Genomic DNA, 14,546 nt, shown 5'->3' on the forward strand with positions numbered 1-14,546 from the left:
CTGGACAAGGATCTGCAACATGGCTAGGTCGGCACGTTCTTGTTGTGCACGGCCTTCATCGTGGGTGAGACGAGATGTGGATGCGCCTCCAAGTAAGTGTCGAATGATGTTCGAGATAATCTGACGAAGGCTACTGGCTAGGAGGCGCATACTGCCACAGTAAGTCTGGATCGATTTGGTACAGTATAGGCTACGAGACGACGCGCTTCCATTTCTTGATGCGGCCATCGATGCGTGTGCGCTCATCATGTGAGAGCTGTGGTCTGAGCGTATCTGCGAGTTCCTTGGCCGGTTGGAATTGATGCCTGGCCGCAAGCGTCGCCCAGTAGTAGGCTTCAGGCAAATCTTGCCGTTGGTTCGCCCTGCCTTCCGAATAAATGGATCCGATCTCGTATTGGGCAAAAGGGAAATCGGCCTGTGCGGCCTTCCGGTACCAGTGCATGGCTTCGTGACTATTGGGAGGACTCTTGAATCCTACCTCAAGGTCTGCACCGAGAAGCAGCTGTGCGTCCGGGAGTCCGAGATCCGCCGCGCGCCGTAGCCATGCCAGGGATTCCCCCGCGTTGGGATTTGGTGAAAATGAGAGGCAGAGCGCTGCCAGCGCATCGGTCTGCCCCGCCCGGTGAATCCAGCTCCGGATGAGCGCCTCTCTGTTGGGCTGCGAGGCTACCTCCATTTGGCATCGCGCGACCGCAGGCAAGTCCATAGGTTGAGCAATTACGACTTCCGAACCGAGGAGCGTCATGCCGAGACTGCAGCCGATTGTTATGAGGCCGTGGCGACTCCAGCGTTGTACTGGTGATAGAAATGCACTGATCACTGACAGAGGTAAGCTGGAAGTCAGTGTAGCCGCCATTGTGAGAGCAACTCCTTTTTGAACGCAACCCATTCTTGATGACACCCATGCTGAGATGACGTCGTCCCTGCGTGTGTATTACCGGATGGGCAGTCCTGTTCCTGGATTGTGGGGAGCTTAGGCAGCAGGATCGAGGAGGAGGAATCTGGTGGCTTTCACTTTTATCCCCTGGTCATTCTTATCGAGAATCCCTTCGAGCGCGATGACGGTGCCAGGTTCCAGTTGCCCTGATTCGTGTCGGTAGAGACTCGGAAAAACAACAACTTCGAGTGTGCGATCCTGATCTTCTAGGCGGACAAAGGCCATGGGTTGCTGCCTTTTAGTGGTGATGCGTTTGACTCGGGTGATCAATCCCGCGATTCGCACTTCTTTGCCATCTGGGAGGTCAGGAAGCTGAGTTAACGGAACAACTTGGAGCCGCTTCAGTTGGTGGTCATGGACTCGTACGGGATGGTGACTGACATAGCATCCGAGAGCTTCTCGCTCGTGGTCCAATTGAATAGATGGAGCCCAGGATGGTATTTGGGGCAGCACGCGAGTTTCTGACTCCACCGGCAAGAAATGGAGCAGAGTTTGTTGTGTGACGTTCCGGTGAGATCGAGTAGGCTTCGCTGGCGTCTCATCATCTAGAATTGCGGATAGTTGTGCGCGATGCTCACAGAGCGTGTCGAGGGCGCCCGATTTAATCAAGGCATCGAGTACGCGCTTGGTGACAATGCGGCGGTCGACGCGATCGCAGAGATCAAAGAAGGAAGCGAAGGTGCCTCCGGTTGCACGAGTCCGGATCAATTGTGTGGCGAGATGTTCTCCTACGTGCTTAATTGCGGCCAGACCATATAGCATGGCCTCGTCCACGATCGTGAATCCGGTCTCACTCCGGTTAATGTCGGGCGGAAGGAGCCTGACGCCCATTTCCCGACATTCACTGGCATAGAGAGAGAGTTGCTCATGGTCACCGAAATCACTGGTCATCAACGCAGTCATGTAGGCCAGCGGATTGTGAGCTTTCAGATAGGCCGTCCGATAAGTGAGTAGCGCGTATGCAGCGGCATGGGATTTGTTGAATCCGTAGCCAGCGAACTTGGTGATCATCTGGAAGAGTTCTTCGGCTGCGTCACGCTCTGTGCCGAGTCCGACGGCCCCCTCCACAAATTGTGTATGCAGGGCGCGCATCTCCTCTGGTTTCTTTTTTCCCATAGCCCGGCGGAGAATGTCGGCTTGGCTCAGTGAGAATCCTGCCACAGTGTTGGCGATGGCCATGACTTGTTCCTGATAGACGATCACGCCATAGGTAGTCCTGAGAATAGGTTCGAGGGCCGCGATGTTCGAGGCGAGGGGACATTGCCTGCGTTTCTGCTGAATAAACTCCGGAATCAGATCAAGGGGCCCCGGACGATAGAGCGCAATAATCGCTGTGATATCATCGAACCGATCAGGCTGAAATTCACGAAGGAGCTCCCTCATTCCGTTGCTTTCCAGCTGAAACACTCCTGTGGTACGTCCGCTTGCGAGGAGGGCGAAGGTTTTGGCGTCGTCGAGCGGAATGTCGTCCAGCGTCAACGGACGGGATCCCGGAGATTGCTGATTGATCAGTGAGATGGTGTGATCGATCACGGTGAGGGTCTTCAATCCGAGAAAATCGAACTTCACTAGGCCAATCTGTTCGAGTTCCCCCATCCCAAATTGCGTCACAATGTCGTCGCTCGTCGTGCGGCACAATGGGACCGTCTCCAGCAGGGGGGTATTGGAGATGACCAGTCCCGCTGCATGGGTGGAGGCGTGTCTGGCGAGCCCTTCAAGGGATCCGGCGACCGATAGCAGGTTGCCGACCGAAGGGCGCGAGGCAGATAAGGCACTTAATTTCGGTTCTTCGGCGAGTGCCTGTGCGATCGTCATGTTGGGCTGAGACGGAATCAGCTTGGCAATCGTGTCGACTTCGTCGTAGGGAATTTCGAGAACACGGCCTACATCGCGGATTGCAGCTTTGGCGCCTAGGGTGCCAAAGGTGATGATTTGTGCGACATGGTCTCGGCCGTATTTCTCCGTGACATAGTTGATCACCTCCTGCCGTCTCTTCATGCAGAAATCCATATCGATGTCTGGGAGGGAAACTCGATCCGGATTGAGGAACCGTTCGAAGAGGAGGTCGTAGGCGAGCGGGTCCAACTCTGTAATCCCGAGCGCATAGGCCACCAGGCTACCTGCGGCGGACCCGCGTCCTGGTCCAACTGGGATGCGCCGGGAGCGGGCAAACTTCATGATGTCCCACACGATCAAGAAATAGCCGGCGAAGCCCATGGAGCAGATGGTGAGGAGCTCGGTCCGCAGGCGTCGTTCATACTTAGGTTGGTCTAGAGGCCCCGAGTGGTGGGCGAGGCGTGCCGACAACCCTTGCTGGGCGAGGGTTTCAAGAAAACTGTCGAGGGTGTGCGGGGGAGGCACGTTGTACCGAGGAAGTTGTGTCCGATGCAGAGGAATCTCGAGCGTGCACTGTTCAGCTATCAGATTCGTGTGTGTGATGGCTTGAGGTAGCTCTCGAAAAGCTTCGGCCATCTCCTCGGAGGATTTGACGTACAGTTGGTCGGTTCCAAAACGGAGTCTGGTTGTATCAGTGATCGTAGTGCCGGTCTGGATGCAGAGCAATAAGTCATGGGCGTCTGCATCGCCTCGTTTGAGATAATGACAGTCATTCGTGGCGACCAACGGGATCCCCAGCTCCCGGTGCACGTGAATCAGGCCCTGATTGACTGTCTGTTGCTGGTGAAGTCCATTAGCTTGGAGCTCGAGATAGAACCGATCTGGACCGAAGATGTCGAGAAAGTCTTGGGCGGCCACGGACGCGGAAGCGAACTGTTCCTGGCGGAGGAGGGTGGGGATTTCACCGTCAAGACAGCCAGACAGTGCAATCAAGCCAGAACTGTGGCTGCGCAGCAAGGACTTGTCTATTCGGGGTTTGTAATAGAAACCCTCCGTGTAGCCGTGACTGACCAGGCGAATGAGGTTTTGGTATCCGAGACTGTTCTGGGCTAGCAGGATGAGGTGATAGAAATCACGGGGTCCCTCTGGGGGTTTTTTGTCTAACAGACTGCCCTTGGCCATGTAGACTTCGCACCCAATGATCGGCTTGATGCCTGCCGATCGGGCCTTGGTGTAGAAGGGGATTGTGCCAAAGAGATTTCCATGATCGGTGATCGCGACAGCTGGTTGCTTGAGCCATCTGACGTGTTCAACGAGGGGATCTAGAAGAGTGGCGCCATCGAGCAGGCTATAAGTGGTGTGCGTGTGCAGATGGACAAAGGGTGTCGGCATGTCACTCCAGATTGATGGGACGAGTTCTCCAGGCGGGGGATGAGAGTAAGCGCTCGTTGGGAGGTGGTGGCGCGGTTGGCCCTGAGCTGGGGTGAATTGTGTACGTGTGAGCGTGTGATTCGGAGGAGGCGCAATACTAATTAGGCCTAAAAGGTAAATTTAAATCTGATATATAAATACAGTCCTCCTCATCAAAGGAGCGAGGATCATGACGACCGAACAAAACATCATCAGAATCAAGCTGGGCGTCTTGAAACTGGCGAAGCACCTGGGCAATCGATGAAAGGCTTGTCAAGGTAATGCATACAGTCGAGATGGCTTCTATCGATTCAAAGATCTGTAGACGACCCATGGGCCCGCTGTGAAATGCAGTGTCATAGCTCTGTCTCACTATCCTCACAGAGCTTGCCGCATTGCTCACACGCTTCACCCGGCATAAGCCCCGCGATACATGGGCCCGCGCACGTTGTGTGAGATTCTCCCTGTGCTGCAGCGAGAGCATCCTGTGCGAATCTGCACGATTCTCCCTGGTCCTCTGCCCAACGGACTAAAAGTCGTAGTTGTTCATACAGTTTCGGAGCTGCAGCGATCAGGTATGCGTTCGCGAGGACCTCCTTTCTGTTGTTGAAGGGCTCAGTGATCACCGCAATCGTTAGATCCTCATCCTCGTCCTCTCGTGGCGTGACAATAGTTACCGGCCCATTGTCGCTGAGTTTTATTCGCCATAGTCCTGGCATCCATTGGGGTAGGGGCGCGTCTGCTTCTTTCATACTGACGCCTTTCTCTTTAATGATCATTCACCGTCGCTCGATATTGGCGTGCTAGTGGCCTGTAACAACTGATTGTGTACTGATTCGTCGAGACGGATCACAGTATTTCCACTTCACGGTCTTGGGGTCCTTATTGTACCGATGGATATAGCGCATGAGCTTTTGGGACAAGTCCTTGACGGAAGTGAAGACGCCCCGAGCAATCACATCGCGTTCGATCTTGGCGAACCACAATTCCACTTGATTCAGCCACGACGAGTACGTCGGCGTGAAATGCAGATGCACATTCGCATAGGCCTGCAGAAATTCGGTGACTCGCGGTGTCTTGTGCGCCGAGAGGTTGTCCGCGATCACATGGATTTCTCGCCCCCGCGGCTGGCTGACGGCGAGGTCGGTCAGGAAGGCGACAAACTCGGCCGAGGTGTGGCGCTGCGCGGTCTTGCCCACCACTTCGCCGGTCTTGGTATTGAACGCCGCGTAGAGGGAGAGCGTGCCGTGCCGGTAGTATTCAAAGCCATGCCGTTCCGCTCGCCCCGGCGACAAGGGCAGCACCGGGTCCTTGCGATCCAGGGCCTGGATCGCGGTTTTCTCGTCCACACAAAACACCGCGGCATGCTGGGGCGGGTTCAGGTAGAGCCCAATCACATCGGCAGCTTTCGTCTCGAAGTCGGGATCGGTGGAGGCCAGATACCGTTCCAGTCGGTGCGGCTTGAGACCGTGCTTGGCCCACACCCGCGCCACCCGCATATGGCTGACTCCAAGGTGAGCCGCGAGCTTGCGGGTGCTCCAGTGGGTCGAGCCATCGGTTGGCGCGCGCCGCGTGGCCTCCAGAATACGGGCTTCCACACGTGGAGTCTGGCGCGTCGGGGCCTGGCCGCGATGGCGACTGTACAGGCCCGCCAGCCGGGCGTCGGCAAACCGCTGACTCCAACTCGCGATAAAACCGCGGCTGCAGGCCACGTGTTCGCAGACGACATCCCAGGTCCGCCCCTCGGCTAGCAGTAGAATCACCCGCGCCCGCCGGGCATCTTCGGCCCGCCCGGTGCGGCTCGTTGCTCGCCGCATCAGTTCCATCCGTTCGCGTTTCGTCAGGGTAATCGTATTCCTCATGAACACGATTGTAGTCTATAAATAGATGTTACAGTCCACTAGCCCATTCTGCTCGATTGGGCCACGCATTCACGTCAGGCTACACTTGCCGCGTGACAGTGTTCCTATAGGCTCCTCCAGTCGGGACGGTGCCGCTCCCTCCGCGAGTGCCGCACGTGTCCGGCGATTGGCGTTCAGTGTGGAAGAGAACGCCGTTTTCGCTTTAACATGGCTCCACCGAGAGACTGAAGGCATCAAGAGTGTTCATCGAATGCGGGCAGCGAAAGAGATGGATAGCGATTACTTGCGAGATGGGGGAGGGGCGTCGACTCTCTCGGGAGGGTTGTGTGGAAGGACGACCAGGGTGCCTTGGACTCCGGCTGGGACGATGTACCCCTTCTGATCCTGGCTTTGATGTGCCAATGACAACGGGACCCCTTGAAACCCGTCAGTTTCAGAAACCACCGTTCCAGTGAAGAGTCTAGTTTCAAATCCTCTAGCAGTACGGCACGTCATGGCATGGCTTCGGATGTGGATCCGATCTCGATCTGGATCTAGCCGGGCGTCGCCACTAATCGTGCAGTCTTGTACGGGAGCATTAAATAACACCAAGAGTCGTTCGTCCGGCGCCAGCCGTAGCCGGATCAGTGACCATGGAGATGGCACGAATTCAATCGATAAAGGAATTTTGGCTCCACTCAAGACTTCAACTGCAAACCATTGATTCATCAGTTCCTGGGGGAGAGGCTGTGCGGCGTGCGTCAGACTTGCCGTAGAAATCCACAAAATACCGGAAAGGCCCCAGCGTTGAATCCAGGCGCTATAAGCGTACGGCATTTTCAAGAACGTAAGAATTTGATGTGGATCGTCGGAGCTTGATCTTCTTTGATCGAAGTATTGTCATCTTGTATTACCGACTTTCTTTAGCGGTGTCGTAGGTTCATGGCTAGGAAGCCTTCCCCATAGACTTGTTTTGGTATAAGCCTAGTGCACGGGAGATTTCCGTCGAAGTAATGGCCAGAGACCGCGCTGAGCCAGTATCCATATCGATATATGTTGCAAAACGGCGAAGGTCTTTGGTGATGACGAGTCGAAGCAGGTAGTCCGCCATGTGCGAGGCAATGATGCTATTGATCGTGAGGGATTGCGGGTCACTTAGTGCAATTTCAGCACATGACCGCGGTTGAGTGTTGACGGGGCGACGTTCTCGTTTGAGCAATTCTGGGTGCACAAGCCCTGGCGCGGGGAGTGACTGGCACACAGTGCGCAGCTGAAAGCTCTCGTGTGGGTTAAAGTCTTTGACGACGTTACCAACTAACACTTGCCCGTGGGTGGTGAGGTTCCCACCATCAATCAGCCATGCTTGGGCATCGTTTCTGGTGTTCAATCGCGCGAGAGCTTGATGGAGGCTACGCCTAGCCCTTGCTGTGTCAACGCAACCGAGAAGAATGGTCAGGGTGTCGTACTCAGGCCGTGCCTCTTTCTCCGAGAAATGCCGTGGAAACGCGCGAATGGGAATCCCCCAAGCGGTAGAGATTCGAAATGCTAAGGCCTCTGCTTTATTGTGTCCGATTTCTGCCTGACAGAAGTTTTGACGACGTAGGTTCTTCTCTTCAATTGTGTCCCCATCATAGAAAGTGACCATCACCGTATCAAATAGACGGAAACACTCACGTGCGAGGCGGGCGACGTGGATACCAAGAAACGCTCCGATGCCCCCACATCCGATTTGGATGAGATGGAGGCGTTGGCACTGCTTAGGAAGCACATTCACGGCATGTACATGACTAAGGTCCAGGTGTGTCCTGGTGTTTTGTTCTGTGCTGCGATTCCCTGCAGTGACAACATGTCGCGATGACATCTCGCCCCTCATTGTCTGTATGTGTCCTGAAGTGTGGGAGGTAGCTCTGCAACGAACTCCGCTGGGATTGGGATGAAGTGGCCATACAGCCCGACACGAAATGTAATGGACGGGCGAGTGGTCAACCATCCACACACACCGTATATTCGAAACCCCGTTTCGTCTTCATTGTCCACGACAGAAAACCGTGGAGCCATGGTGTGGTGTGAGTGAATCTCGACAATGGCACGCTCGTAAGATGGACAGCGTTCAGGGGTGCTAGGCTGGACTGAGAAGGGCGTACGAATCTGGTCTGGAATAGTCATGCACCAATCTGTGTCGTGTTCAAAATGGAATAGACTTTCTACGGGACCCGCCGGCTCTGCGCAGGCTCCTAGTGCCTCTTCCATCATCTCTTGGATGAGCCGTTGTGGAATTCTCGGAATCGTGAGCGTGAGGCTGCCTGCAATGGGAGGAAGGCCGGCAATTGGATGTTCGACAATTGGAAAAAACACTGACAGCTCTCTACGTTTGCCGCGAATAAAGACCCCGTTGCCAGCCAGAACATAGTCGTAAAGGGTGGAATTGTCGGCGGGAAGTAGACAGCTCGCAATGTGGTGTTTAATGAAAGGAGACGTCCTCGTCATATGTGATTACCCCTTCCCGCTCTCCATCAGTTGACGAATGATGGCGGCAATTGAGAGGTGAGCCGGCTCAAGATCATCGAGAGGATAGTCTTGTGCCTCAGTTGAGTGAAGTTTCGCCAGGAAGGGCAGGATATTGTCCGGGTGGGTGGTGGATTTCCCACTTGCGAGATGGTCGGAAAAGTTACTATCCCAGAATAGTCGCCAGCTGTTTGCAATCGTGTTGCCGTGGGCAACCCGTGGATGGACGTTTCCGAAACAGATCGCGCCATCAGGGTAGACATTTGCAAGCGGTGCCTTGAAGAGTTTTGTTGCCGCGTACTTCCATAGCTTGTAGGCCCAGACGTAATAACGGGTCCCGTACCCCAGAAACAACAACCCCGGCATCGGGACGGCAAGCATTGTGTGTGGGGCCCCTCCTCCGGAAAGTCTAATGGGGTCAGCCAGTGGGACCAGGTATCGACCAGGGGGAAATCGGAGGAGTAGCCATGGACCTTCGGGGCCTATGCCATAGCGGCAGACATGTTCTGGGAGCCAGTCGGAATCTATCCCGGCTGATGAGAACGCATTCCTGGCGGCCTCTGGTGAAATACATTTTCGGACAACCGCTTCCCCATCCTTGTATTCAAGAAGCAATTGCCCGCCGATGAAGTGCAGAGACGCGTCGTGCCACGAGCTTGCATCTCTCATGTTTGCGCCTCATGTGTTGCAGTACAAAGATCGGACCAGCAGCTGAAAATCGTTTCCCATGCTGACGGATTGTCGAGTAAGGCTTTAGTCGTGCTATTCATGGATTCGTGCATGATTTGCGCCCGTTTCCATTGGCGAGCCAAAGCTTTGAGATCCCGTTTGTTCCATTGGTACGGGTGATCTGGTGACTCGCAGTCATAGCTGATGTCAAGGAACAGAGATCCGGTGCAGTGGCCGAGGATGTCGATGACCTGGGGAAAGCCTGAAATGGGAAAGCGCCGTCGGGCACAGCGTCTCCTGAAGTCAAGAAATTGAACGTTGCACCGGTGTTGAGGATTCAAAAAGCATCGTGGAATTGTAGCGTGCTCGCTGAGTTCTTCTTGAATGTTCGTCCAGGTGGGGGCGTAGGAATAGTGTCCCACCCAGGCCGCTGCGATACAGATTGGAAGCGGTACCTCTTCGAATTCCGACTCACAATCATAATTTTCCAAATGTATGGGAATGAATGGGAAGCTGTCTCGAATCCATTCGGTGTCCCAACTATCGAGCGGGAAGTAGTGTTGCTCGACTTGTTTAATGAACTCTTCTTGAAGCTGTTCTGCGGCCTCCTTGATGCTTCGATGCGGAAGGGCGGCGGCGGCAGTGCGAAACCTCCGTGGAAAGATCTCATGGAACGTGTTGACAATACAAAAGTCGCGCGCTCTCTCCTCCAGATATTCGAGGCATGAGGGGACCGAGATAACCTCTGTGTTTTTGAGGGATGCGAGAACAAGGTTCAACGGCGTGGAGGGCAGGTTAAAACCCAGGTGGAAGGATGCGGCTGGGCGAGCCAGGAGTGCTTGTGAGTCGCTCCTTAATGGTAGCTGTTTCTTTGTATTCCTTTTCACCATGCTCAATGGCGAGACGCAGCTTTTGCTGCGTGAGGAGTATGGATTCGACCGTTGCCTGGGTTGGCTGGGACTCAGCTTGGTATGTCTGGTAGAGCGTGAGGGCGGGATTGACGTGGCGGGGGGACTCGATAAGCTGACGGAGGATGACATGGTAATTTCCTTTCGTTCCAGCCTCTTTCGTGAGCCTAATCGTTGTCATCCCATTCGTGTCAGTGGTTCGCTGAATGGTGGCATGGGCGGCTTGTGGGAAGAGGGGGGCGATCGCTTTGCGAACCGCATCGTCGCTGATGGCGATTTCGGGGGGCAATTGAATTTCTTGTCCTTCAAGTTGAAGCGTAACCATAAGGCTCCTTTCGCTACCCGAATAAGCCGGCTTGAGGAAGGGCTGTGTTTGAGGGGGAATCGTCTGAGTGTTGTTCGCGATCCGGTTTGGGTGTTGGGGCCACGGACGTGGTTTTCGCGGCGGTCGGCTTAGCAACTTTGGCTTTTCTGGCCTGCCGTTCCGCTTCGCGTTTTTTCTCCTGTTCCAGGCTTCTAGTCTGTTGCTCGGCGGCTCTTGCTTCCCGCTGGGTTTTCCGTGCCGTTAGCGCCGCAGGAAAGGTCTGCTCCCAACGTGTGAGGGCCTGGCTCAGAGATTCCGGAAGGGGCAGTAAGTCGTTGAATCGTGCGGTAGTCAGCTGCGGCGGGAGGTTGTGACTTCGTACGCCGATGAGTGTGAGGCGGCCGTCAGGGTGGCGGTCCGTTGGGAGCAGCGTCATCACGATGGAGATCGTCGCGCGCTGAAAATCATCGGAGTCCTGTTCGAGGCTAACAATCGGGTCCTGTTCATCTACGTCGTCTTCTTCATCGCGTCGTGGGGGCGGAGGATCGGGCACCGCCTCGGTTTTCATACCAACTGGCTCGGTGGCTAGCCGGGGCAATACTGGGGAATCATCCCCACTCTGAGACAGATCAGCAGAGGAAATATTGGTTGGTGTGCTGTTCGTAACCACTTGGGTGTGTGGAAGCAAATCGACTGTGCCAAGCATGGGGGCCTCATTGTGGTGTGCACAACGCAGAGGCGATCGTGAGGCGGTGGTTATTGTTTTGGTAGGCGCTGTCTCAAGGACTGGAGTGGGATGGGGCGAAGCTGTTGTTTGAGAAAGTCAGAGTATCTTTGCAAGGGGCCGCGTAAGTCAGGCGATCAAGGCATGCATGGATTGTACAAAATGAAGTGTGGTCCGATAGATGGGCGCGGCATGCCGAAGTCGATGAATAAATTCTTGCATGTTGATGGGATGTGCGAGGGCTTGTGCTAATGGCGCACTTCTTGTCGTACAGGTAGAAGATCCCTCGGAGCCTGAAGGTTCAGGCATCAGTATTGGAGTCAGCACAATAGTCCCGGCTTCTCTCGACAGGCGATGCGCAAGCTTGTCGTAAAACTCGGTTCGGTCTCTGCGCCATTGTCGGCGCCGTCTCACTACATCGATTCGTGTGTCCCGAATTTGCGAGAGTATTTCTCGGATTATGCTTGTAAGGGGAGCGCTGTAGGCCTTTTCAACTGCCTGATGAGCAATGCATCGAAGCCTCTTTCTGCTCAGTGGCACATCGCTGTGAATGGGCTCCTTGACCATATCGGCGAGTGCCTCACCAAATGGAAAATGAACAAATAGTTGTTTGAGGGCGAGGTGCTGAACATTGAGGGCTTCCCTGGCTTCGTATGCCGCAATTAGATTTTTTAGTATCCGCGCGGGAAAGAAGACGGATTCGTGTTTGCCCGTGTCAGATACCCATTCTCCCACCCTAACAAGGGGGTTCGCGTCATTTATGAGTCGATGATCAAAATCAAGGGCGATCATCCCGTATTTTTTTGGTTCCGTTTGCTGGGTCGGCGGTACGATTAGCGTGAATTGAAGGTGCCACTGCCATGTCGTGTCGTTCCTGAGACGTGCATTGGAACTGTCCAAGTTGACGCTCGTCTGTGGTCGCTGTTGTGAACCAATGAGAGAGACCTGTTTGAGAAGAGCGTCTTTGGGCAGAAGCGGAGTAAGTATGAGTTCAAACGGAATTGGGACGTTGCGAACGAAAAGCTCCCCCTCGGTTCTGCAAAAATCTCGTTGGCCCCGGTCTCGGGGGTCGGTGTCCTCTGCGAGTTGCGAGGCCGGGTTGAGTGTAAGTAGACGATTGGCGGCAAATGAGGAGCCCGACTGGGTCATGTCTGCGCGAGTCAACGATTGGATGCGGATTCCTTGCGAACCGAAGTTGTGAGTAAAGAATAACGAGGTCGGTGGACCTGTTTCCTTGCTAGGTGGAAGATTTCCGAGGGGCACGCGGCGGATGGCGGTTTTCATTCGTTCGAGCATGGCATTGCTGTGTGAACGAGACAGAGGGCTTGTGCGTGCGAGTTGGTGCAGAGTGTCATGCAGACGTTTGGTGATCTGGGAAAGCTCCTGCTTCATGCTCTCAGGGTAAGGGAGACATCGGTCGGTATTGTGATGTTGGGAGGCTTCGTACTCAGCCGCAGCTGTGCGATAGGTACGAGAAAGGGCAAGAAGAGTCGCGTCCTCGAGGGAGTCGTTTTGCCCACGCAATTGTTTGATGCACTCAAGGGGATCGCCAATCGAACGTGTGCCGCCAGCTGCGCGCGTCGTCGTGCGACTCGTTTGAAGAAATTGTTTGTGAAGGCGCTCCTGTTGGCGATGGGCGACTTCATAAACGTCGACCATCGCATTCCACAGCGATTGCATTTGATCAGCTTCTTCTCTGACCGCAGCCGGCAAGGCAGCATAGGAAGAAAATGTGAGATATGCGGGATACGTATAGACCCGTGTTAGCGATGTCCTAATGCCGGCGGACATGGTGCGATCTCCTTCCAAGACTCTCGGGTGCCAGTGCGACGCATTGCTGTGCTTCGCGCATGATTGGTTTCAGGTAACTGTAGGCGACAGTGCTCAAGGAGATTTTAAGTGGTTTCCCCATCTGAGCGTAGGAGCATTTGCCTTATGTGATTGGGGTTCCCCCTAACGGAACGGCAATGGCCGTATCGGAGTAGGTGAACATTGGAAGGGCGAGGTAGATTCCCGGGGTGCGCTTTTCAAAGAGATAGGATGCAAGTCTGATTGTGCATCGTGGTGTTTGTGTCGGATTTTTAGCTGGTTGTGTTGGTGTATGGAATGTCCTTCACTCCTCGACGTGTCTATGGCCAGGGTCTTTGCAGCATTGAAGCGTTGATCAAGAGATGCCTGAATGGAAGGGGTTGCGATTGGTGATATAGAGCATTCCCTTTTGCGCCCGTGACCTAGCCGGGCTGATTTGGTCCAGACGGAATGTTAGTCTGGCCACAACCAGGAGGTCAGTTGTATGCCCAGGAAGCGGTACACGCCCGAAGACATCATTCAACATCTCCGCACCGTCGAGATTGAGACCGGTAAAGGCCTGGCCGTGCTCGACGCATGTCGCAAACTCGGCATCACCGAGCAGACCTACTATCGCTGGAAGAAGGAATATGGCGGCCTGCGAGTCGATCAAGCCAAACGGCTCAAAGCGCTGGAGCAAGAAAATCTGCGGCTCAAACGGATCGTCGCCGATCAGGCCGTCGATCTGTCGATCTTGAAGGAAGTCGCGTCGGGAAACTGCTAAGCCCGGCGCGGCGGCGGGAGGCGGTGCGGCACGCGATCGAGGTGCTGCACGTCTCAGAGCGTCGGGCGTGTCGGGCGATCGGCCAGCTCCGATCCAGCTATCGCTATGTCGCGGAGCCGGACCCTACTGACGAGCGGTTGCGGGCCCGGATCATCGCCCTCGCCAAGGAATATGGGCGGTACGGCTATCGGACGATCACCTGGTTCTTACAGCGGGAGGGCTGGGACGTGGGGAAAGACCGAGTGTATACGATCTGGCGACAAGAAGGCCTCAAGGTGCCGCCGAAGCAGCCCAAGCGCACACGCCTGTGGCGAGCTGACGGGTCGTGCGTGCGGTTGCGGCCGATCCACCGCAATCATGTCTGGTCGTACGACTTTGTGGCAGAGCGGACCCACGATGGGCGCGTGTTTCGGATCTTGAATGTGCTCGATGAGTACACGCGCGAATGTCTCGCCTCGGTGGTGGCGAGACGCATCGGTTCCCAGGAGGTGATCTTGCTGTTGGCCGAGCTCTTTGTGCACCACGGCGTCCCGCAACATATTCGGTCTGACAATGGGCCGGAGTTCATCGCCAGGAAGTTGCGGCGCTGGCTCAAGACCCTCCAGGTCGAGCCGCTCTATATCGAGCCGGGGTCGCCCTGGGAAAATGGCTATATCGAATCATTCAATGGAAAAATGCGGGCCCAATTTCTCGACGGGGAGCTGTTCTATACATTGAAGGAAGCCCAGATTCTGACAGAACGTTGGCGGATCCACTACAATACGATCCGGCCCCATAGCAGTCTCGGGGGCCAGCCACCAGTCCCCGAAACCACTCAGCTTGCGAGCTGAAGACTAACAG

The 14,546-nt window shown here is 55.1% G+C and carries 10 protein-coding genes; 1 reads left to right on the forward strand and 9 read right to left on the reverse strand.

The annotated features are described in order from the left end of the window. Positions 1-190: 190 nt before the first annotated feature. From KJA79_RS20995 to KJA79_RS21035, 9 genes are all read right to left on the reverse strand, one after another. Positions 191-745 (reverse strand): tetratricopeptide repeat protein, encoded by a 555-nt coding sequence (locus tag KJA79_RS20995; protein ID WP_213044057.1) that lies wholly within the window; start codon positions 743-745, stop codon positions 191-193. A 228-nt stretch (positions 746-973) separates the two neighbouring features. Beyond that, on the reverse strand, positions 974-4,165 hold the full coding sequence (dnaE, locus tag KJA79_RS21000) for a DNA polymerase III subunit alpha (RefSeq protein ID WP_213044058.1): 3,192 nt from the start codon (positions 4,163-4,165) through the stop codon (positions 974-976). 821 nt (positions 4,166-4,986) lie between these two features. Continuing rightward, a complete protein-coding gene (locus KJA79_RS21005; protein ID WP_246507836.1) occupies positions 4,987-6,045 on the reverse strand; it encodes an IS630 family transposase in 1,059 nt (352 codons plus the stop codon). A gap of 925 nt (positions 6,046-6,970) precedes the next feature. Then, positions 6,971-8,014: a ThiF family adenylyltransferase gene (locus KJA79_RS21010; protein ID WP_343224277.1), complete on the reverse strand. Its 1,044-nt coding sequence runs from the start codon at positions 8,012-8,014 to the stop codon at positions 6,971-6,973. Between the two features lie 503 nt (positions 8,015-8,517). After that, on the reverse strand, positions 8,518-9,198 hold the full coding sequence (locus tag KJA79_RS21015; RefSeq protein WP_213044060.1) for a hypothetical protein: 681 nt from the start codon (positions 9,196-9,198) through the stop codon (positions 8,518-8,520). Next, a complete protein-coding gene (locus tag KJA79_RS21020) occupies positions 9,195-9,977 on the reverse strand; it encodes a hypothetical protein (protein WP_213044061.1) in 783 nt (260 codons plus the stop codon). The genes KJA79_RS21015 and KJA79_RS21020 overlap by 4 nt, the downstream gene beginning before the upstream one ends. A 16-nt stretch (positions 9,978-9,993) precedes the next feature. Further along, the gene (locus KJA79_RS21025) at positions 9,994-10,431 is read right to left on the reverse strand and encodes a hypothetical protein (protein ID WP_213044062.1); all 438 of its coding nucleotides are present in this window, start codon (positions 10,429-10,431) and stop codon (positions 9,994-9,996) included. A 13-nt stretch (positions 10,432-10,444) separates the two neighbouring features. Further along, positions 10,445-10,978: a hypothetical protein gene (locus tag KJA79_RS21030; RefSeq protein ID WP_213044063.1), complete on the reverse strand. Its 534-nt coding sequence runs from the start codon at positions 10,976-10,978 to the stop codon at positions 10,445-10,447. 285 nt (positions 10,979-11,263) lie between these two features. Next, entirely contained in the window at positions 11,264-12,925 is a 1,662-nt protein-coding gene (locus tag KJA79_RS21035) for a hypothetical protein (protein WP_213044064.1), read from the reverse strand. A 502-nt stretch (positions 12,926-13,427) separates the two neighbouring features. Here KJA79_RS21035 and KJA79_RS21040 point away from each other — a divergent pair. After that, a protein-coding gene (locus KJA79_RS21040) for an IS3 family transposase (protein ID WP_213044065.1) occupies positions 13,428-14,536 on the forward strand; the annotation gives its coding sequence in 2 pieces (ribosomal slippage) (positions 13,428-13,692 and positions 13,692-14,536; 1,110 coding nt in all). The last annotated feature ends 10 nt before the right edge of the window (positions 14,537-14,546 follow it).

Origin of the sequence: Nitrospira defluvii (genome assembly GCF_905220995.1) — a bacterium.
In the GTDB taxonomy this organism is placed as follows: domain Bacteria; phylum Nitrospirota; class Nitrospiria; order Nitrospirales; family Nitrospiraceae; genus Nitrospira_A; species Nitrospira_A defluvii_C.

What these genes read in the sequence shown, in the direction of transcription:
- KJA79_RS20995 (WP_213044057.1), bottom strand. Translation starts at nt 745, where the DNA reads ATGACGCTCCTCGGTTCGGAAGTCGTAATTGCTCAACCTATGGACTTG.
- dnaE (WP_213044058.1), bottom strand. Translation starts at nt 4,165, where the DNA reads ATGCCGACACCCTTTGTCCATCTGCACACGCACACCACTTATAGCCTG.
- KJA79_RS21005 (WP_246507836.1), bottom strand. Translation starts at nt 6,045, where the DNA reads ATGAGGAATACGATTACCCTGACGAAACGCGAACGGATGGAACTGATG.
- KJA79_RS21010 (WP_343224277.1), bottom strand. Translation starts at nt 8,014, where the DNA reads ATGGTTGACCACTCGCCCGTCCATTACATTTCGTGTCGGGCTGTATGG.
- KJA79_RS21015 (WP_213044060.1), bottom strand. Translation starts at nt 9,198, where the DNA reads ATGAGAGATGCAAGCTCGTGGCACGACGCGTCTCTGCACTTCATCGGC.
- KJA79_RS21025 (WP_213044062.1), bottom strand. Translation starts at nt 10,431, where the DNA reads ATGGTTACGCTTCAACTTGAAGGACAAGAAATTCAATTGCCCCCCGAA.
- KJA79_RS21030 (WP_213044063.1), bottom strand. Translation starts at nt 10,978, where the DNA reads ATGAAAACCGAGGCGGTGCCCGATCCTCCGCCCCCACGACGCGATGAA.
- KJA79_RS21035 (WP_213044064.1), bottom strand. Translation starts at nt 12,925, where the DNA reads ATGTCCGCCGGCATTAGGACATCGCTAACACGGGTCTATACGTATCCC.